Here is a 19,228-nt window from a genome sequence, read left to right as displayed (position 1 = left end):
TCGATGCCGAAGGCAATCCGGTCGGTGACGTGGTCGAATGCGTTGGCCTCCACGGCGAAGCCTTCTCGGGCAATCTGGGCGTCATCGGCGGCTGCGAGGGCGGCATTCTGGTGATCTCCGAAGTGGGCGGCCAGCCGCACGCCGAACTGCTGCCGTTCCAGGAAGGCTTGGGCGAAGGTCGCGTTTCGACCATTATCGGTGGCCGGGGCCTGCAGTATTTCCTAGGCAATTGGGACGCGGACACGGTTTCGCTCATTGAACCGGAGGCCGACGAACCCTATCGCCTCGTCGACCTGCCGACCCGCCGCGTCCACTTCGTGGTTGACCCCGTGCGGCCCCGCTTTGCCTATGTGTTCACTGAAGATGGCCAGCTTCACCAGCTTGACGTCATTGCCGGGGAGATCACCAACTCGCTCGCCCTGACAGAGCCCTATTCCATGGACGGTCACTGGAGCGATCCGCGTCCGCGCGTCGCCGTCGCCGGCGACCACATCTATGTCAGCGACCCGCTGGCCGGAAAGCTGCATGTCATCGATGCCGAGAGCTTTGTCGAGGACGGCGAGATCGCCGTCGAGGGCAAGCCGTTCAACCTTGTCGCCGTTGGAGGCTCAGGTGCGGATCACGACAATGGCGAAGATCACGACCATGACCACGCAGGGCACGGCCACGATCACGACGACAAGGTTTATCAGGGCTACTTCGAGGACAGCCAGATTGCGGACCGGACCCTTTCCGACTGGGAGGGTGATTGGCAGTCGGTCTATCCGCTGCTGCTCGAAGGCACACTCGCCCCGGTGATGGAACACAAGGCCGAGGCTGGCACGATGACGGCCGAGGAGTACACCGCCTATTACGATGTTGGCTACAAGACGGACGTCAACCGGATCACCATCGAAGGCGATACCGTCACCTTCTTCGGTACAGGTGAACCTGCCGCGGCCCAATATGCCTATGACGGCTATGAAGTGCTGACTTACGAAAAGGGCAATCGCGGCGTTCGCTTCATCTTTGCCAAGACCGGGGGTGACGAGGCGGCTCCAAAGTTCATTCAGTTCAGCGACCACGCCATCGCACCGCAGGAGGCAGGCCACTATCACCTCTACTGGGGCAATGATCGCGCTGCCCTCCTGGACGAATTGACCAACTGGCCGACCTACTACCCGTCCGCGCTCAGCGCCGACGAGATCGTCGAAGAAATGATCGCGCACTAATCGTCATGGGCGCCCGGCCATGGCCGGGCGCCCCACAGACCAGCCTACTCCCGACGGCTAAGCGGTCTGGTAAATCTCTGAGTGGGGGAGCCAACTTCTGCCGCCGTCTTCAGCCCCGCAGGAACGTTCGCAGCAGTTGGATCTGTTTTTCATCGGAAAGCGTTGGGGCATGTCCGCAGTCGGGCACGGTGACCAGTTGCGGACATGGCCCACGCATGCGCATGGCGCTGGCAACGGTGGGCGGCAGCACATCGGAATTCTCGCCGCGAATGAGCAGGGTCCGGGCAACCACCGCATCATAGGCATTCCAGACATCGAGATCGGCCTTGTTCTCCGCCATGGTGGACACAATCGCCGGATCATAGTGCACCGTCACCTTGCCCGCATCAGTGCGGCGCATGGAGGTATCGACCATACGGCGCCAGAAGGCGTCGGAATTGTCGCCAAAGGTCGCATAGGTGCGCCTCAGCCAAACCTCGTATTCGCCCATCGTATCGAAAAGCGGCGGGTTGCCGACATAGTCCGCGATGCGTTTGGCGCTGTTGAGCGGGATGTCGGGCCCAACATCATTGATCACCAGGTGGGTAATGCGGTCACGCAGGAGACTGGCGGCGAGGGTGATGCCAAGAAGCCCGCCCATAGACGTGCCCACCCAGCGAAGCCGCTCGATCCCGTAGTGATCCAGCATGGCCTCGGTCATGGCGCCATAGGTGGCAAAGGTGTAGTCGGCGGCGCCCCGTTGGGCCCAGGCCGAGAGACCCCGGCCCAGCGTATCGGGGCACAGCACCAGATAATCGGACGACAATGCCCGCGCCGCCTCGTCGAAGTCGCGACCGGTGCGGGCCAGCCCGTGCCACATGACCAGGGCGGGATTGGTTACCTCGCCCCATTCGGTGACGTGCATTTCAAAGCCGGCGGCGGTGATGAAGGTGGAACGCGGAGAGGTCATTTCTGGCCTCCCTTGCCCAGAAGCGTGCCGACTATCCCCGAGGGGAAGAAATAAACGAGCAGGATGAACCCCAGACCCAGCCAGAGCAGCCAGCGTTCGGGATTGAGCAGGTCGGGTACCAGCGGAATATTGGCGGTCGCCTCGGCGCCCAGGGCCATGAGGTCCTTGAGGTAGTATTGCGCCAGCGTCATCAGGACGACGCCGATGACGGCACCAAGCATGGTGCCCATGCCACCGATCACAACCATGAGCAGGATGTCGATCATGATATCGAACGAGAGCACGACATCTGGCCCGGTATATTTGAGCCATACGGCGCGCAGTATGCCGGCACTGGCCGCAATCCCGGCGGCGATGCAGAAAATGGTCGTGCGGTAGAACACCACCCGATAGCCGATCGCCTCGGCACGCATCTCATTCTCGCGGATGGCCTGCAACACTGAGCCTAGCGGAGAGGCAACCACGCGCATCATCGCGAGGAACAGGACCAGAGCTGAGATGAAGACAAAATAGTAGAGCGCCAGCTTGCCGTTGAGAGCCACGCCAAACACACGCAGGGCCTTGCCATCAGCATCGGTCAGCAACTCGGTGGCAGGCGAAAAGAGCTTCGGGATGGAATAGGTGATGCCATCCTCACCGCCGGTAAAGTCCGAGAGTTGGCTGGCCAGAACCATCATCACCGAGGCGGCCGACAGCGTCACCATGGCGAAGAATATGGCTTTGACCCGCAGCGAAAGGAGCCCGATCAGCAGCGCCAGGACGAGGGCGGCGACAATCCCGAGCCCGCCACCCACCAGGATGGCCTCAAAACCCGGCCCCATGGTCTTGAGCGCAATGGCCGTGCCATAGGCGCCCAGACCGAAGAACATGGTATGGGCGAAGGACACGATGCCGGTATAGCCGATGAGCAGATCGTAGCTGGCAACCAGCACAATGAAGACGCAGATGCGCGCCGCCACTTCCTGGCTGCGGATATCGGGGAACAGGAAGGGCGCGAAGGCCAGCGCCAACCCGATGAGGAAGACGACCCCATAGACAACGAGGCGCGCGGCAGGACGGCCTGTTCGCGCTGCCTTGCGCAAATCGGTCGAGGCCAGTGCGGGATTGGTTTGTGCCATGGTCATCGCCGCCTCACCGCTTGACTGCCGGCAACAGCCCATAGGGCCGCCAGAGCAGTATGGCCATCATCAGGAGCATGTTGGAGGCCAGCGCCATTTTCGGAACGAGGAAGGCCACGTAATTGGCCATGAGGCCAACCAGGATTGCGCCTAACAGCGAGCCCTGGATCGAACCAAGGCCGCCAATGATGACGACGATGAAGACCAGGATCATCATTTCCGATCCCAGGGCCGCGGTGATCAGACCCTGATATCCTGCCCACATCGCCCCACCCATGGCGGCCAGTGCCGATCCGGCCATGAAGACCAGGATGAACAAGCGGTCGATGCGAAAGCCCAGCGCCTCGACCATTTCGCGGTTCTCGACGCCTGCCCGGATCAGAAGGCCCAATCGCGTGCGGTTGAGCACGATATGCATGGCGATATAGACGATCAGCCCCAGTGCGAAGGCGAAGATGCGGTAAATCTCGACCGAAACCCCGCCCAGGATGATTGAACCCGTCAGCACCGCCGGACGCGGCACGGGAATGGGCGCCCCACCCCAGATGAGCAGGATCAATTCCTCGGCGACGATCAGCGCACCGACGGTGATCAGGATTTGCCGCAGGTGGTCCTGATAGACGGGCTTGATAACCACGCGCTCGAAGAACCAGCCTGCCAGCCCCCCGAAGATCGTCGCTGCCGCAATGGCCAATAGGAGGCCTGTGAGATTGAGGGCCGGATTGCCCCCCGTGACCCAGAAGCCCAGCCAACCCAAAACGGTCGCACCGATGAAGGCGCCGGCAGTGACAAAGGCCGAATGACCGAAATTCAGAACATCCATGAGCCCGAAGATCAGCGACAGGCCAGAGGCCATGAGGAAGATCATCATGCCCATGGCAAGCCCGGCAATGGTCAGCGTCGCCCAGGTCGAGGGCTGGCCGATGAGAAGCAGGGCGATGCCTGCCAGGGCGAAGGGCAGCAGCAGAACGCCGCCAAAGCGGTCGATTCCGGCCGAAACCCTGGCCCGAAATGGAAGCGAAGTATCGGTCATGCTCTCCTCAATGGGCTTCGAGCGACAGGCTGAGGAAACGGCTCTGCAAAGCCGGATCATTGACGAGTTCGCTCATCGATCCGCTATGGACGATGCGACCGTCGTCGATCACCGCGACGCTCTGCCCCAGCGCACTGGCAAAGTGGAAATTCTGTTCGACCAGCAGAATGGTGGTCTCCTCAGCGATCTCGCGAAACGCCGCGATCATGTTGCGGATGATCGAGGGCGCCAGGCCCTTTGTCGGCTCGTCGATCAGGATAAGGTCGCGCTTTTCGACAATGGCGCGCGAAACGGCCAACATCTGCTTCTGTCCGCCCGAAAGGGCGTGCGCCGGCTTTTGCCAGAACTGCTTGATGGCCGGAAAAATGGAATAAATGCGTTCGAGCCGGTCTGCATCGAAACTGCCGGTATTGGAGGCCAGCCGCATGTTCTCCTCGACGGTGAGACCGCCGAAGATGCCCATATTTTCCGGCACGAAGGCGATGCCCAACCGCGCGATGTCCGGCGTGGCAAGACGGGTAATATCGGTGCCGCGAAACTGGATTTCGCCCTGCCGCGCCTTCCAGAGGCCCATGATGGTACGCAGGGTCGTGGTCTTGCCTGCACCATTGCGCCCGAGGATCACATGCACGCCTCCTTCGGGCACGTCGAGGCTGACGCCATGCAGGATCTGATATTGTGCGATATTGGTGTGAACGCCGCTGAGTGAGAGGATGGGGGCCATCACGCCACCTCCTCGGCGCCGACGCCGAGGTAAATGTCGCGCACCAGGTCAAGCGCCATCACCTCGCCCGGATCGCCATCGGCCACCAGTTCGCCATTGTGCAGCACCACGATCCGGTCGGCCAATGCGCGGACCACATCCATCTTGTGCTCGACCAGGAGCACGGTCCGCGTGGTGTCCTTTTTGATTTGCGCGATGAGGTCGAGAATTACAGGTGCCTCGTCCACCGACATGCCTGCCGTCGGCTCGTCGAACATGAAAATATCCGGCTCCATGGCAAGCAGCATCGCGACTTCGAGCTTGCGCTGGTCCCCGTGCGGCAGCGCCGAGGCCGGCAGATCGGCAAGCGCTGCCAGATTGGTTTGTTCCAGATAGTTCATGGCCTTGCCGGCCAGCCCCTTCAGCGATCCGGCTCGCGCAAACATCCGATGCCCCTGCCGCGCACGCGCCTGCACAGCCAGCCGGACATTCTCGAAAACCGTGAGCTTTGGGAAAAGATTGGTCAGCTGAAACGCCCGGCCGATCCCCGCCTTGGCCCGGTCCGATGGTGACAGCGCGGATATCTCTTTCTCGCCGAGAAATATCCTGCCCGAAGTCGGCCTCAACTGCCCTGAAACCAGATTGAACCACGTGGTCTTGCCTGCCCCGTTGGGCCCGACAATCACGGTGAGTTCGCCCGGATGAAAGGCACAGGTGACGTTGTTCACCGCAGCATGCCCGCCAAAGCGGATGGTCAGGTTTTCAGTGCGGATGGAAGGCGAAGTGTTCACGGGATCCCCATGTGAAGGACACGTCCGGCGGGGAGGAGGAACCCCGCCGGGCGCATCGTCAAGGCTGCGTTTGGCGCAGTCTATTCCTGGTTGTTGCGGCCGACCGGAATATCCATCTCGTCGGCAGCGATTACCCGGACCAGTTCGGGGATGGCCCAATCGACGCCGTCCTCGACCTTGATCTTGAAGTGATACATGTCCTGGAGCGCCTGATGATCTTCAGGCCGGAAGGTCATGGTGCCCTTGGGCGTTTCGAAGCTCATGCCCTCCATGGTCTCGATCAGCGTCTCGGTTTCCCAATCCGGTGCGGTTTCGAGCGCCTTGACCACCGCCATGGCCGAAGCCATGCCGCCGGCAGTAAAGAAGTCCGGCGGCGTGCCAAAGCGCGCCATGTGCTCCTCGACCAGCCAGTCATTCACCTCGTTGTCGGGCGCTTCGTAGTAGTAGTAGATCGCCCCTTCCATGCCTGGCACCTGCTTGTAGGCCGCCAAGGCCGGCAGGATATTGCCACCGGTCGAAAGCTCGATCTCAAACCGCCCCGGGTCGGCGGAGGCGAGCGGCGTCATCGCGTCGATGCCCGCCACGTAGATCATGATCACCTTGCGGCCCGGCTGATCCTTGAGCGCATTGAACAGCCGCTCGATCGTGGCGGTGAAGTCCGTTGTCTGTTGCGGCACATATTCTTCCGCTACCAGGTTCGCCCCGGTGCCCTCAAGCGCCGCCTTGAAAGCTGCCACACCATCGCGGCCAAAGGCATAATCCTGCGCCAGGGTGGCGACGTAGAGATTTTCGTCCGGCGCCAGCGCCAGGGCTTGCGCCTGCATGTCCATGGAGGAATTGCGTGACGTCTTGAACACGTAGCGGTTCGAGTCCGCCCCCGTGAGGCCATCGGCCACGGCCGGCTCGACCAGGAGGATGCGCTCATATTCCTCGGCAACCGGCAACATGGAGAGCGCCACGCCAGACGACGTGTCGCCCACTGCGATCAGCGCATCGTCGTCGCCATAGGCTTCCGCCAAGAGCGCCCGGGCAATATCGGGTTTGAACTGGGTATCCTTGATGATCAGCTCAATGGGCTTGCCCTTGACCTGCATCGTGCCGCCGGTCGCGTATTCAAGCCCCATTTCGAACCCCGTATGGGTCTGCTTGGAATAGGCTTCAAGCGGCGAACCCGACAGGCCGTGCAGCAGCGCAATGCGCGCCGCATCCTGCGCCAGGGCACCCCCTGTCAGCGCCGTCGAAAGGGCCAATGCGGCCAGAATGGTCTTCATGTCTTTCCTCCCACTTGGGTCTTTCCCGGCGCCTCGCGCCCGGTCCAACCCTCTGCAATCCCAGTGACACCCGGGCGGAATCACATCCCGCCAAATGCCTCTCCTCTGGTTCGCCCCGGCGTGCCGGTTTCGGCTTTGACTGGCGCGGAGCGAATTGCTGGCTATTATTCTTGAGCCCCTCGACCACGGACAATACCGTAGAAACACACCACATGATCGATCCACATGAGCTTGGCCTTCTGGCCTTCGAGAATGCGCCGATCGGCCTGGTGGTCACCGAAAGCCGCGTCATCAAAGGCTGCAATCCGGCCTTTGCCGCGATGTTTGGCTATGGCCCGGATGAGTTGATCGAGAAATCCTTCGCCATCCTCTATCCGTCGATGGAAGAGTTCGAGCGTATCCGCGATGTCGGAGTGGAACCCCTCAAACGCACCAATCGCTACTCGGACGAGCGCATCATGGCTCGCAAGAATGGCACCCTTTTCTGGTGCCGGGTGCGTGGCCATTCACTGACCCGCGACGACGATCCGCTGCGCCGTGCGGTCTGGAGCTTTGCCGACCTGTCGGAAACCCGCAATGTGCTCAATCTGTCAGGCCGCGAACGGCAGATCGTCATGCATCTGGGCGAAGGCCGCACATCAAAGGAAATCGCCCGCACGCTCGATATTTCCCCACGCACGGTGGAGAGTTACCGGGCGCGCCTCCTCAAGAAATACAATGCCCACAACGTGGCCGAGCTATTGTCCCACCTCAGCTCAATGCCAGGCTGACACCCACGCGGCACTCGCCTGCCCTACCCGATGCCGGGCGCCAGGTTGACAGGCCTGCAACGCAAGAAAACTTGCATATCATTTAGTTGTTGCAATTTTTCATGCACAACCTTAAGTTGGCATTCCATTGGAGGAACCGATGTCTGTGCTGGATCGCGTCAAGGACGCAGCCGATTCGCTGACGCCTGCTGAACAATTGCTGATCAAGCAGGTGATCGCCAGCCCCCGCGACATTGCGCTGGGGACCGCGAACAATCTGGCACAGCGCATCGGCGTACACGAGGCCACGGTGTCCAGGCTCGCAAAGAAGCTTGGCTATCCCAACTTTGCCGGGTTCCGCACAGCAATCCAGGACGAGTTCATTGTCCGCACCGATCCGGCGACACGCGTGCGCAATACCCTGCAGCAGACGTCCGAGGCGGGCTTTCTGACTGATCTGGTCGCGCGTGAAATCGAGGCGCTGGCAAACTTGCAGCACTATGTCGACGACGCTCGCCTGCTGGGCGCGGCCCGCGACCTGTACAAAGCGCGCCGGATATTTGTGTTTGCGCGCGGCAATGCCGCCGCGCTCGCGGTGCTGGTCGACCGTCGCCTGCGCCGCATGGGTCTCAATACCGTCATGCTGCACGGCGAAGGACGCGACATCGCTGAGCAGATCGTTGGCATGACCAGCGACGATGCCATAATCGCCTTTGCCTTCCGGCGGCAGCCCCGGCATCTGGCGGCTCTGCTCAATCATGCGCGCGCACTCGGCGCCAAATCTGTCATGGTTTCCGGCAGCGTCGGGCCGTCACTGGTGCCGGCCGCCGACCATCTTCTGTTCGCGCCGCGCGCTGGATCGAAAGATGCGTTCCAGACACTCACCGTGCCCATGGCGATCTGCAATGGCCTTGTGCTGGCGATGGTCAACGAGAATACGACCGCTTCACTTGAACGCCTCGAAACACTGGGGCAACTGATCGACGCTTTCGACTAGGGGCAGCGCGAGAAGAGGATCTTGCACGCCTAAATCCTGCAAGTTCACATGCATGTTATATTAGTTGTGCAAGTGGATTTGCGTCAAATGGGTGCATGGGGCACCATCCTGAGGAGGAAAAAATGGACAAGAAACTGCTTCTGCTTTCCACGGCTTTCGTCGCATTGGCGACCCCGGCACTGGCGCAGTCATATGATCCCGCACTCGACGCGATGAGCGCCGAAGACTTGCTGCCGCTTGCGCAGGCAGAAGGCACAGTCACGGTTTATGCCTTTACCAGCCGCATCGCCGCAGTCGAGGCCGCATTCGAAGCCGCCTATCCTGGAATCGACATGGTCAGCCACGACATGAGCTCGACCGAACAGATCACCCGCCTCAAGGCCGAAGCGGCTGCCGGGATCGCCAGCGCCGACGTGGTGTATATTTCGGATGCCCCGGTGGTTTTTGCTGAACTGCTCGGCCCCGGCCTTGTCACGCCCTATGTGCCGCCACGTGTCGTGCCGTTGCTCGATACCAAGGAGCGCGAGCCGCTCCTCGCCCAGCGCCTGTCGACCAAGGTGCTGATGTACAATGAGGAAGCCAATCCCGACGGCGCGCCAGTCAGCAATCTATGGGAACTCACCACGCCCGACTGGACCGGCCGCGTCATCATGGTGGATCCGCTGCAGCGCGGAGACTATCTCGACCTGATGACCGAAATCGTGCTGCGCTCGGATGAAATGGCCAGCGCCTATGAGGCTCAGTTCGGCTCGCCCATCGCCCTCGATGACGGCGTCGAAAATGCCGGCCAGCAGTTCATTGTCGACCTGTTTGAAAACGACCTGATCCTTGTATCCTCGACCGATGACGTCAACGCCGCGGTCGGCGCGCTCGGCCAGGACAATCCGCCGGTCGGCTTCACCTCCTATTCCGATCGCCGCGACAATGAAGACGAAGGCTGGGCGCTGCAGGTGGCCAATGACGTAACCCCGTCAAATGGCATCATCTTCCCGGCGGTACTGGGCATCTCGTCCACCGCGACCCATCCTGCAGCGGCGCGTCTCGTCATCGACTTCCTGATGGGCGACGACAGCGAGACCGGTGGCGAAGGCTTCAAGCCGTTCTACGTGGCGGGCGACTACGCCACCCGCAGCGACATTGTCAGCCATCCCGATGCCGTGCCGCTGGAAGATTTCAGCGCCTGGTCGATTGACCCGGTCGCGACCTCCAACCTGCGCCAGGAAGTGGGCGACCTGGTCCTCTCCCTGCAGTAGTCTGCAATAGTCCCTGCAACGGCTCCCGGCACGGCCGGGAGCCACGTTCGGCGGTTCATTCCAATGCCTACTGTTTCTTCGCGCGCTGCGGCGCGGCCCCTTCGCCTTGATGGCCGGCTGGTGCTCAAGCTGGCCGTCCTGGCCATACTGGGTGTGCTCATCGTCGCGCCGCTGCTGCGCATCCTTTTCGAAACGCTCTCGCCGGATGCCATCGAGGCCTGGAGCGATGTCACTTCCGGCCGCCTCGCGCGCAATTTGCTCTGGGTACCCTTGGGCAATACGCTCATCCTGGGCGTGGGGGTCGCCTGCGGCTGCGTGCTGATCGGTGGGTTCCTCGCCTGGCTGGTGGTGATGACCGATGTTCCGTTCCGTCGCACGATCGGACTGATGGCCACCCTGCCCTTCATGATCCCCAGCTTCGCCACCTCGCTCGCATGGGGATCTCTGTTCAGGAATTCACGCGTTGGCGGACAATCCGGCTTTCTTGAAGGTCTCGGCCTCACCATTCCCGACTGGCTGTCCTGGGGCATGGTGCCGACCCTGATCGTTCTGATCGCGCACTATTATTCGCTCGCATTCACTGTCATTGCGGCCGCCCTCGCGACCGTCAATTCCGATCTCGTTGAAGCCGCCCAGATGGCCGGCGCGAAGCGCGGGCGCATCCTGATGGGCATTGTCCTGCCCGTGGCCTTGCCCGCCGTGGTTGCCGGTGCCTCGCTGACCTTTGCCGGTGCGGTCTCCAACTTCGCCGCCCCTGCCTTGCTCGGCCTGCCGGTCCGCATGCAGACGATGGCCACGCGCCTCTATGGCCTAATCGAGGTCGGGCAGACGGCGCGTGGTTATGTCATTGCCATCCTGCTGATCCTTGTCTCGGCCCTGTTCCTGTGGTTGGGCAATAAGGTGATTTCTGGTCGCCGCTCCTATGCCACGATCACTGGCAAAGGCGGCCGCGCCAAGCGCTTCACCCTTGGCTCCGGCCGACTGCCACTGTTCTCACTGGCCGCGCTGATTTGTATTCTGACCACCGTCGTGCCGGTTGGGATCCTGATCGCCTCCTCGCTGGCACCCTCGTCCTCAGCACTGTTCTCCAACTGGACCCTTCACTACTGGACCGGTGCATCCGACCCGTCCATCGCACAGGGGCAGGCTGGCATCTTCTCCAACCCGTTCATTGTCTCGGCGACTGGCCTCACCATGAGTCTGGGTGTCGCGGTCGCCATCACAACGACGGCGATCGGTCTGATCGTCGCCCTGGTGCTGGCGCGGGACGGCAAGGGTCCGCTGGGCGGCATTATCAACCAGGTGAGCTTTCTTCCGCTTCTTGTGCCCGGGATCGCTTTCGGCGCCGCCTATATTGCCCTGTTCGGCGCGCCCATCGGTCCATTCCCGGCCCTCTACGGCACCTTTGCGCTGCTGCTGATTGCCGGCACGGCCTATCTCCTGCCCTTCTCGGTGCAGACCGGCCGCGCCGTCATCCAGCAGGTCTCGGGCGATCTCGACGAGAGTGCCCGCATGACCGGCGCGGGCTTCCTGCGCCGTCTCACCGCCATCACCGTGCCGCTGGCCAGCCGGGGGCTCGCGGCAGGCGGGCTGATCGTCTTCGTCAAAATCATGCGCGACCTCTCGCTCGTCGTGCTGTTGTTCACCCCCACCATGCCGGTGCTTTCGGTCCTTGCCTACCGCTACGCCTCGGAAGGATTCACCCAATTCGCCAATGCCATAACCGTCGTGATCCTCGTGATCTCGATCGCTGCGACCCTGCTTGCAAATCAGTTGCAGGCCAAATCGCAGCCCTGGCTCAAATCGTAAGTTGCGCCCATGATCCGCATCCAAAATCTCGTCAAAACCTTCGGCCTGCACAACGCAGTCGATGACATCTCCTTCGAAGTGCCGCAGGGCGCCTTCCTTGTCCTCGTCGGCCCCTCCGGCTGCGGCAAGTCGACCATGCTGCGCATGCTGGCCGGGCTTGAGCAGCCCAGCGGCGGCACCGTGTCCTTCGGTGACAAGGTCGTATCCGACGGAAACAAGGGTTGGACCATCGATCCGGCCCAGCGCGATACCGGGCTCGTATTCCAGTCCTACGCGCTCTGGCCGCACATGACCGTGGCCGGAAATGTCGACTGGCCGCTCAAAGTGGCAGGCTTGGCCAAGCCAGAGCGGCAGGCCCGGGTCACCGAAGTGCTGCGCATGTTGGGCATCGAGGCATTGGCGACCCGCTATCCCAACGAAATCTCGGGCGGCCAGCAGCAGCGGGTCGCCATTGCCCGCATGATCGCGCCGCGCCCCTCCATCCTCCTGTTTGACGAACCGCTGTCTAATCTCGATGCCAAGCTACGCGTGGAGATGCGTACCGAACTGCTCCGGGTCCACCGCGCGACCGGCGCCACCTCGGTCTATGTCACCCACGACCAGGTGGAAGCCATGACCATGGCCACTCATGTGGCCGTGCTCAACAACGGTCGGGTCGAGCAGTTTGGAACGCCCGAGGAGTTGGTCCGGAGCCCCTCCACCGCCTTCGTGGCAACCTTTGTCGGCACACCGCCGGCCAATCTCGTGCCGGTCGACCTGCTGCCGCCCGAGCGTGGGGACGGCTTGCCGCCAAATGCCTTGGCCATGTATCGGCCGGAGGACGTTTCGGTCAGCGCCACACCTGTTCCGGGAAGCATGGCGTTCGACTTTGCCGAAGCCAGCCCGGTCGCGGGCCGCGCCATGCTGACAGGCATCAAGGGCGCCCTCCGCCTGACTGCCGTTGTTGACGCCGCCCCATCGTTCACTGTCGGCGACACGGTCCATATGGTGCTGCCGGAAACACCGGCCGCCCTTTTTGGCGCCGATGGCGAGGTGCTGCCATGAGGCGTCTGCTGCTTGTTCGCCACGGCGAAAGCGAATGGAATGCCTCCCGCCGTCTGCAGGGCCAGGCGGACATAGATTTGTCCGCTCGGGGTGAGCAGCAGGCTCTGGCTCTCAAGCCGACCCTCGCGCAGCTCGGGCCAGACCGGGTAATTTGCTCGGACCTCAAACGCGCCAGACGCACGGCTGAACTGCTGGGCTTCTCCAGTGCTCAAGACGAGCCAGCGCTTCGTGAGGTCAATGTTGGCGACTGGACGGGTCTGGAGATCAGCCAGCTGACTGCCGAGCAGCCGCAGGCCTATCGCGACTGGCGCGCTGGCACTTACGCGCCCCCGGGCGGCGAAAGTTGGGATGAATTCGTGGCGCGCACCGTATCCGTCACACGGACTGCCTTCGAGAGCTCCGAACGGCTGCTCGTTGTCTGCCATGGTGGCGTCATCCGGGCCTTGCTGCAGTCACTGCTTGGTCTTCCACCCAAGCGCATCATCCCCGTAGGGCCGGCCAGCCTTTCAATGCTCGCCAGCAAGCCCGGAGAAGAGGAAATGCGCCTGGAAGTCTTCAACTTCACCCCGGGCGGGGTCGTGGTTGATGCTCCAGATTGACGTCGGAACCTGAGCGGCCGTTGAGGCACCGCGACCATCTGCGAAGAAGAGGCGGAAGCCCGGCTGCGCTTTGGGCACCGGCTGACCGGTTGCGGTGACCGAAATGGGAAGCCTTGCCCACCGGGCGCGGCCGCGACCACGGTTCGTCCTACACAGGCTTTCGAATAAAGCGCATCGGGATGGAGTGGCGGAGAGGAAGGGATTCGAACCCTCGAGACCGTTCCCGATCTGCACCCTTAGCAGGGGTGTGCCTTCGACCACTCGGCCACCTCTCCGGCACGAGGCTGATACGGGATAACCTTGGCACAAGGCAAGGGGTTTGTCGCCGGAGGGGGCAATTTCCCCAGTGGGGCGGGCAACGCGTGGACAGCGGCGATCCGCCGGCGGGGGCTGGTGCAATCGTTGCCGGGCGCATAGCCTTCGGCGGCGGCCACTCGATTCCACCTTCAATGCCGGTCCGCAGCGCAGTTGCAGGAGCATGGAATGGGAAAAGCATGGGGATGGGCCGGCCTTGCCGGACTTGTCGCGACAATGGGCTGGGCCCCTTCGGCACAGGCCCAGAGCGCGATCGAAGGCGTCTGGCGCACCGTGCTGGAATCGGAAGTAACCATCTATCCTTGCCCGGAAGGATACTGTGGGCATCTGACCCGTATCGTGGTGCCGACCGAGAACCTGAGCCCGGAAGAGGCCGCTGCTGCCTCTAGCATGGCCGTGGAAGAATTCACCGACCAGCGCAACAAGGATCCGAACCTGCGCAACAGGCCCATGCTGGGCCTACAGATCCTGACCCTGCGCCCTGCCGACAAGCCGAACATTTTTGACGGCGAGATCTACAATCCGGAGGACGGCAATACCTATTCGGGCTATCTCGAAATGGTGGGGCCGGACACCGTGCGGCTGAATGGCTGCGTGCTGTTCAATACGATCTGCCGGGGCGAGGACTGGACACGGGTGCCGGCCGAAGAACTGCAATTGCGGTTCGAGGCCGAAGCGGCGGCGGCCGCTTCGGGGAGTTGATCAGTCCCGCAGGAGCTGCATGACCGGCGCGCCATTGCCGCGCAGGTCCGGCGAGATGCCGCGTATATCGACCGTCGCGGTTACGCGGTGACGATGGGCGGCAAACATGAAGGTCGGCGTCACATTGACCGGTTCGTCGAACTGGATGGTGACGGTAAAATACTGCCGATTGCCCGACAGTTGCACCCCGATCAGCAGGCCACGAAACGGCTGCTCGAGATAGAAACCCTTGACGCGCATGCCGACCTGGAAGGGCACGGCCACCCTTTCCGGCAACGCTGCGCGGGCCGTGTTCCAATCGCGGTAGCCATGGGCGCGGGCAACGGCTTCGAGAGCGGCGCCATGCGTCAGTGTCTCGCCCTGACGGGCGCGTTCTTCACGCAGGGATTTGGCCTCGGACTTCAGAGTCTGGGCGGAGGGGGTATCGAGGGAAAAAGACATCTTTGGTCTCTCCAAGAAGGAGGCGACATTAACCATGGGTGCCCGCTTTGCCATGATGCGCCCTGGGAGAAAACAACCAAAGGGATCATTTCGAGGCTGGGCTTCACCATGGATCAGACGATCCGCGAGCGGCAGGCGCCAGCAACCGAAGCGCTAAATGCGCCCGCCGGTTGGCCAAGTCAAGGGGCCAAGTCAGGGGCCGATCAATCACGGTGATGAGCCGATCAGGCAAATGCGTTAGGCGCAGCGGCGCGAAACGGCTAGGAGAGGCGTGACCAAAGGGGGAGGCAGATGACCGAATTCCTGCTGTTTGTGGCCGGCATCCTGGGTGGTGCCCTGAATTCGCTGGCGGGTGGCGGCTCGTTCATCGTCTTTCCGGCGCTGCTGTTTTCGGGCGTACCGCCGATCCTCGCCAATGCCTCCAATACCTATGCGGCCCTGCCGGGCTATGCCAGCGGCGCCCTGGGCTACTGGAAGGCCATGGCCGGCTACAAGGACCGGCTGGTGCTCTATGGGATCATTTCCGTGGTGTTCGGCTATGTCGGCGCTGAATTGCTGCTGGTGGTCTCCGATGAGGTGTTTTCCAAGGCGGTGCCCTGGCTGATGGGTTTTGCCGTGGCCCTCTTCGTGTTTGGCAATCGCATCAATGCTGCGCTACGCGCCCGCACGGGTGAGCGGCGCGGCATGAAGACATTGGGCACAGTCTTGTTGCTGGCGCTGCTGGCGGCCGTCTGTGTCTATGGTGGTTTCTTCAATGCCGGCCTCGGCATTCTGTTGCTGGCCTTTCTGGCCATGGCCGGCATGACCGATATCCACGCCATGAACGGGCTGAAACTCTATGTTTCGACGGTGGTCGCCCTGGTGGCCGTCGTGCGCTTCGCCATCAGCGGCTCAATCGACTGGTATCACGGCTCGATCGCGCTTGTGGGGGTGACGATCGGCGGATACGCGGCTGCCCGTCTGGCGCAGTATATTCCGACGCAATGGATCCGCATCGGGGTGATCGTCTATGGCATTGGCATGACAGGGTATTTTTTCTGGACCGCGTATGCGTAGCTGGAGGCGGCAGGTCCCAGGCTAGCAAAACCCTCTCCCGAGCGACGCCAGGCCCTGGTTGGGCTACCTAAAACTTGGGAGGATCGAACAGGCCCCCTCACCTGCTATGGGTCATTCCCGCGAAAGCGGGAACCTCTGTTCAGAAAACGGAGGTCCCCGCTTTCGCGGGGATGACATCGCGATAATTGTGGCGCCAGCGCCTGAGAAGAACGCCTGCTTGTGGGCTACCGCACTTCCTCAAGCCTTTCTGATCCACACTGCCGCGTCGTGGAAGGCGGCGCCGCCGAAGGGGGGAGCCGGGGTGGCGCTGGTGAGCATGTTGATGCCCTGCCCGCCGCGATGTGCCTTGTTGCGGTGCAGCCCCTCGGCGATGAGCACGCGGGTGCACAGGCCCGTATGCAAGCGGGCCATGAGCGGCACCTGTCCGCGGCGATTGCCAACAAGCACCATATCGCCTTCGACAATGCCGAGGCGGACAGCGTCTTCGGGGTGAATGAAGACGGAAGGTTCACCCTCGCGCTTCAGGCTCCCGGCAGTCTGATTGAAAGACGAGTTGAGAAAGGCGCGCGCCGGGCTGGTCGCCAGTTTGAACGGGTGTTCGGCATTGATCGCCTCATTGACCGCCCAATGATCGGCGAAGCGCGGCATATCGGCCGGATCGCAACTCCAGCGATAGCCCTTCTTATCAGCAACAGCCTGCCAATCCGGCGCGAAACGGAAGCGCCCATCGGGCCAGCCGAAGCCGGTGGCAAAGCGGGCGGCCTCATCGGGCCGTTCCCGGTCAACAAAGCCGGTTTCTTCCACCACGGCGAGCGGCGGATAGTTCGAGCGGGCAAAGGTGTCGGCGACGACATCCCGGTCACTGGTGTGGAAGCTCGGATCGTCGCTGCCCAGACGCAAGGCGATGGCGTTGATGACGTCGTGGTTCGAGCGAGCTTCACCCGGCGCATCGATCACCTGCGGACCGTATAGGACGCGGGTATGGCCGCCGCGGGTGTAATAGTCGTTGTGCTCGAGGAACATGGTGGCGGGCAGGACAATGTCGGCAAGCTCCGCCGTTTCGGTCATGAACTGCTCGTGGACGACGAGGAACAGATCATCACGCATCAGCCCCTGGCGCACCCTGGACTGGTCCGGGGCAACAACGGCGGGATTGGTATTCTGCACGATCATGGCACGAACCGGGGCCCCGCCCTGCAGGGCCTTGGCGTCGCCGGTCAGAATGGGGCCGATCTCGGACATGTCGAGCACCCGCGGCGTGCCCTTTTGCAGATGCGTCCCCTCAAGCCGCGACTTGTCCAGGGCCCAGGTGCCTGAATTGGAGTGGAAAGCGCCGCCACCCCGGTGCTGCCAGGCCCCCGTCATGGCCGGGATGCACAGGGCCGCGTGAACGGCCGTGGCGCCGTTGCGCTGGCGGGAAAAGCCGTATCCGAGGCGGAAAAAGGTGCGTGCAGTCTTACCGACCAGATGGGCGAAGGCTTCGATTTCCGCGACGGTGAGGCCGGTGATACCGGCGGCCCATTGCGGGGTGCGGGACTGCAGGTGGGCCTCGAATTCAGGTCCGAAGTCGGTGAACCGGGCCATGTAGTCCCGGTCCGCCAATCCATCCCGCAGGAGCACATGCATGACGGCGACGGCAAGGGCGCCATCGGTACCGGGCCGGAGCACGAGCCCCATATCGGCCTGTTCCATAGTGGCATTGCGGTAAATGTCGATGACAACCACCTTGGCGCCACGCGTTTTGCGGGCGCGCATGGCGTGGGTCATCACATTGACCTGGGTATGCACGGCGTTTGTGCCCCAGATAACCACGCAATCGGCCTCGGCCATCTGTTCGGGATTGACGCCGCCAAGATAGCCGGTTCCGGCGATATAGCCGGGCCAGGAGAGCCCTACGCAGATCGTGTCATACTGGTGCGAATAGCCCCGGACGGCCCGCAGGCGCTCGATGCCGTCGCGATGCACATGGCCCATGGTGCCGGCATAGAAATAGGGCCAGACAGCTTCGGGCCCCTGCTCTGCTTCAACGGCCAGAAAGCGCGTCGCAATCTCGTCGAGCGCGTCATCCCAGGATATGCGCTGCCACTGCCCTGCGCCCTTGGGACCGATGCGGCGCATCGGGTAAAGAAGCCGATCGGGATGGTGGATGCGCTCGGCGTAGCGGGCGACCTTTTCGCAAATCACGCCAGCGGTATAGGGGTCGTCCTTGGCACCGCGGACGCGCCCGACAGTGCCATCGGCGAGAATGTCGACATCGAGCGCGCAGACCGATGGACAGTCATGCGGGCAGACGGAGCGGATGGTGCGGGCGGGCGTGGGGGCGTTCATGCCGAGAGGCTAGATGAGCGGCGGCATGGGGGCAAACGGATTGTGGTGATGGGTTGGATCAGGGCGAGTGATGGATACACGCCCCGATCCTGCAATGCGTCAGTCAGGCCGCAAACGCCCTGGTCGCGGTTTCGGCATTGCGCCGGGCGCGGGTGGCTGCGTGGGTGGCCAACTGGGCGGCGCCGCCGTGGAACTGCGAAAAAGTGATACGGCCGGTGGGGCCGGCAATGGTCACGCCGCGCCAGTTGGGGCGCACTGCCCGGACATCGGCCCAATCCAGCACCGTTTCCCGCCCGGTTGCCGAGCGGTGGCGCACCTGGCGGTTGTCCCAGCGCGTCTGCGTAAACAGGCCCGCCATGCCGATGCCCACCGAGCCAAGCGCCAGGAGCAGCACGGCCACATAGGTGGCAATCAGCTGGGTGGCGTCCGCCACGCTGCCCATGACGATCACGGCAAACAGCAGGACGGCCGCGAGCGCCGCAGCGCCATAGCAGGCGAAATATTCCACCAGCGAGGGGCGCAGCTCGGCCCAACCGCCTTCAACCATGACCCCATCCTCCGGCTGCACCAGGCGCAGGGCCAGGAAAGCCGCATAGCCGAATGCCACGACGCCGGCGGCGCGGGACAAGGGCAGATGGGCGGTCATGGGAATGTATTTGAGGGTAATCAGCACGAGGATCGTGAACAGCGGCAAAGCCACTTCCTGCCAACGCAAGGGCACGCGTAAGTCTCCATATGAAGGCCGGTGACGCTAAATCGGCTGCTAACATCCAAGATATTGCCGGAACGGTCTGATTTGGCCATTCACAATTTCGCCAGAATTGGCGCGGTTGGCCCTGGGCCAGCCTCACACGGCGAT

At 62.6% G+C, this 19,228-nt stretch carries 17 protein-coding genes, 1 tRNA gene and 1 pseudogene; 9 read left to right on the top strand and 10 right to left on the bottom strand.

Translation table 11 applies throughout. The features are described 5' to 3' along the window. Positions 1-674: 674 nt before the first annotated feature. Positions 675-1,211, top strand: a pseudogene (locus KIT02_RS17555) (metal-binding protein ZinT); the annotation flags it as partial. A gap of 109 nt (positions 1,212-1,320) precedes the next feature. Here KIT02_RS17555 and KIT02_RS01280 read toward each other — a convergent pair. The 6 genes from KIT02_RS01280 to KIT02_RS01255 form a co-directional block, all read right to left on the bottom strand. Further along, complete coding sequence (locus KIT02_RS01280; protein ID WP_297581229.1) at positions 1,321-2,160, bottom strand: alpha/beta hydrolase; 840 nt, start codon at positions 2,158-2,160, stop codon at positions 1,321-1,323. Beyond that, entirely contained in the window at positions 2,157-3,284 is a 1,128-nt protein-coding gene (locus tag KIT02_RS01275) for a branched-chain amino acid ABC transporter permease (RefSeq protein ID WP_297581227.1), read from the bottom strand. The genes KIT02_RS01280 and KIT02_RS01275 overlap by 4 nt, the downstream gene beginning before the upstream one ends. A 7-nt stretch (positions 3,285-3,291) precedes the next feature. Further along, on the bottom strand, positions 3,292-4,311 hold the full coding sequence (locus KIT02_RS01270; RefSeq protein ID WP_297581225.1) for a branched-chain amino acid ABC transporter permease: 1,020 nt from the start codon (positions 4,309-4,311) through the stop codon (positions 3,292-3,294). Positions 4,312-4,318: 7 nt separating this feature from the next. Beyond that, positions 4,319-5,035: an ABC transporter ATP-binding protein gene (locus KIT02_RS01265; RefSeq protein WP_297581223.1), complete on the bottom strand. Its 717-nt coding sequence runs from the start codon at positions 5,033-5,035 to the stop codon at positions 4,319-4,321. Then, positions 5,035-5,805: an ABC transporter ATP-binding protein gene (locus KIT02_RS01260; protein WP_297581221.1), complete on the bottom strand. Its 771-nt coding sequence runs from the start codon at positions 5,803-5,805 to the stop codon at positions 5,035-5,037. The genes KIT02_RS01265 and KIT02_RS01260 overlap by 1 nt, the downstream gene beginning before the upstream one ends. A gap of 80 nt (positions 5,806-5,885) precedes the next feature. Then, positions 5,886-7,076, bottom strand: coding sequence for a substrate-binding domain-containing protein (locus KIT02_RS01255; protein ID WP_297581219.1), 1,191 nt, complete (start codon positions 7,074-7,076; stop codon positions 5,886-5,888). Between the two features lie 212 nt (positions 7,077-7,288). Between KIT02_RS01255 and KIT02_RS01250 the strand changes: the two genes are divergently transcribed. The 6 genes from KIT02_RS01250 to KIT02_RS01225 all read left to right on the top strand — a co-directional run bounded on the left by KIT02_RS01250 (position 7,289) and on the right by KIT02_RS01225 (position 13,527). Next, positions 7,289-7,846, top strand: coding sequence for a PAS and helix-turn-helix domain-containing protein (locus tag KIT02_RS01250; RefSeq protein ID WP_297581217.1), 558 nt, complete (start codon positions 7,289-7,291; stop codon positions 7,844-7,846). A 139-nt stretch (positions 7,847-7,985) separates the two neighbouring features. Then, positions 7,986-8,822, top strand: coding sequence for a MurR/RpiR family transcriptional regulator (locus KIT02_RS01245; RefSeq protein ID WP_297581215.1), 837 nt, complete (start codon positions 7,986-7,988; stop codon positions 8,820-8,822). Positions 8,823-8,944: 122 nt separating this feature from the next. Next, positions 8,945-10,075, top strand: a complete 1,131-nt coding sequence (locus KIT02_RS01240; protein ID WP_297581213.1) for an ABC transporter substrate-binding protein — start codon at positions 8,945-8,947, stop codon at positions 10,073-10,075. Between the two features lie 63 nt (positions 10,076-10,138). Next, positions 10,139-11,884: an iron ABC transporter permease gene (locus KIT02_RS01235; RefSeq protein ID WP_297581211.1), complete on the top strand. Its 1,746-nt coding sequence runs from the start codon at positions 10,139-10,141 to the stop codon at positions 11,882-11,884. Between the two features lie 9 nt (positions 11,885-11,893). Beyond that, entirely contained in the window at positions 11,894-12,928 is a 1,035-nt protein-coding gene (locus KIT02_RS01230) for an ABC transporter ATP-binding protein (RefSeq protein ID WP_297581209.1), read from the top strand. Continuing rightward, positions 12,925-13,527: a histidine phosphatase family protein gene (locus tag KIT02_RS01225; protein ID WP_297581207.1), complete on the top strand. Its 603-nt coding sequence runs from the start codon at positions 12,925-12,927 to the stop codon at positions 13,525-13,527. The genes KIT02_RS01230 and KIT02_RS01225 overlap by 4 nt, the downstream gene beginning before the upstream one ends. A 185-nt stretch (positions 13,528-13,712) precedes the next feature. Here the strand turns inward: KIT02_RS01225 and KIT02_RS01220 are convergent. After that, positions 13,713-13,802, bottom strand: a tRNA-Ser gene (locus KIT02_RS01220). Between the two features lie 208 nt (positions 13,803-14,010). Here KIT02_RS01220 and KIT02_RS01215 point away from each other — a divergent pair. Then, entirely contained in the window at positions 14,011-14,544 is a 534-nt protein-coding gene (locus KIT02_RS01215; RefSeq protein ID WP_297581205.1) for a DUF2147 domain-containing protein, read from the top strand. On the opposite strand, the gene KIT02_RS01210 is transcribed toward KIT02_RS01215, so the two are convergent. After that, on the bottom strand, positions 14,545-14,985 hold the full coding sequence (locus tag KIT02_RS01210) for a glyoxalase superfamily protein (protein ID WP_297581201.1): 441 nt from the start codon (positions 14,983-14,985) through the stop codon (positions 14,545-14,547). Between the two features lie 291 nt (positions 14,986-15,276). Between KIT02_RS01210 and KIT02_RS01205 the strand changes: the two genes are divergently transcribed. Next, positions 15,277-16,041, top strand: a complete 765-nt coding sequence (locus KIT02_RS01205; RefSeq protein WP_297581198.1) for a sulfite exporter TauE/SafE family protein — start codon at positions 15,277-15,279, stop codon at positions 16,039-16,041. Between the two features lie 237 nt (positions 16,042-16,278). Here the strand turns inward: KIT02_RS01205 and KIT02_RS01200 are convergent, their stop codons facing one another. Both KIT02_RS01200 and KIT02_RS01195 read right to left on the bottom strand, forming a co-directional pair. Then, positions 16,279-18,369 (bottom strand): molybdopterin-dependent oxidoreductase, encoded by a 2,091-nt coding sequence (locus KIT02_RS01200; protein ID WP_297581195.1) that lies wholly within the window; start codon positions 18,367-18,369, stop codon positions 16,279-16,281. Between the two features lie 103 nt (positions 18,370-18,472). Beyond that, positions 18,473-19,090 carry a hypothetical protein gene (locus KIT02_RS01195; RefSeq protein ID WP_297581192.1) on the bottom strand — a complete coding sequence of 206 codons (618 nt, stop codon included), beginning with the start codon at positions 19,088-19,090 and terminating at the stop codon, positions 18,473-18,475. Positions 19,091-19,228 lie beyond the last annotated feature (138 nt).

It is taken from the genome of Devosia sp. (genome assembly GCF_025809055.1).
Taxonomy (GTDB): Bacteria; Pseudomonadota; Alphaproteobacteria; order Rhizobiales; family Devosiaceae; genus Devosia.
Note: the sequence above shows the minus strand (reverse complement) of the source record. Positions and strands in the feature narration are given on the sequence as shown.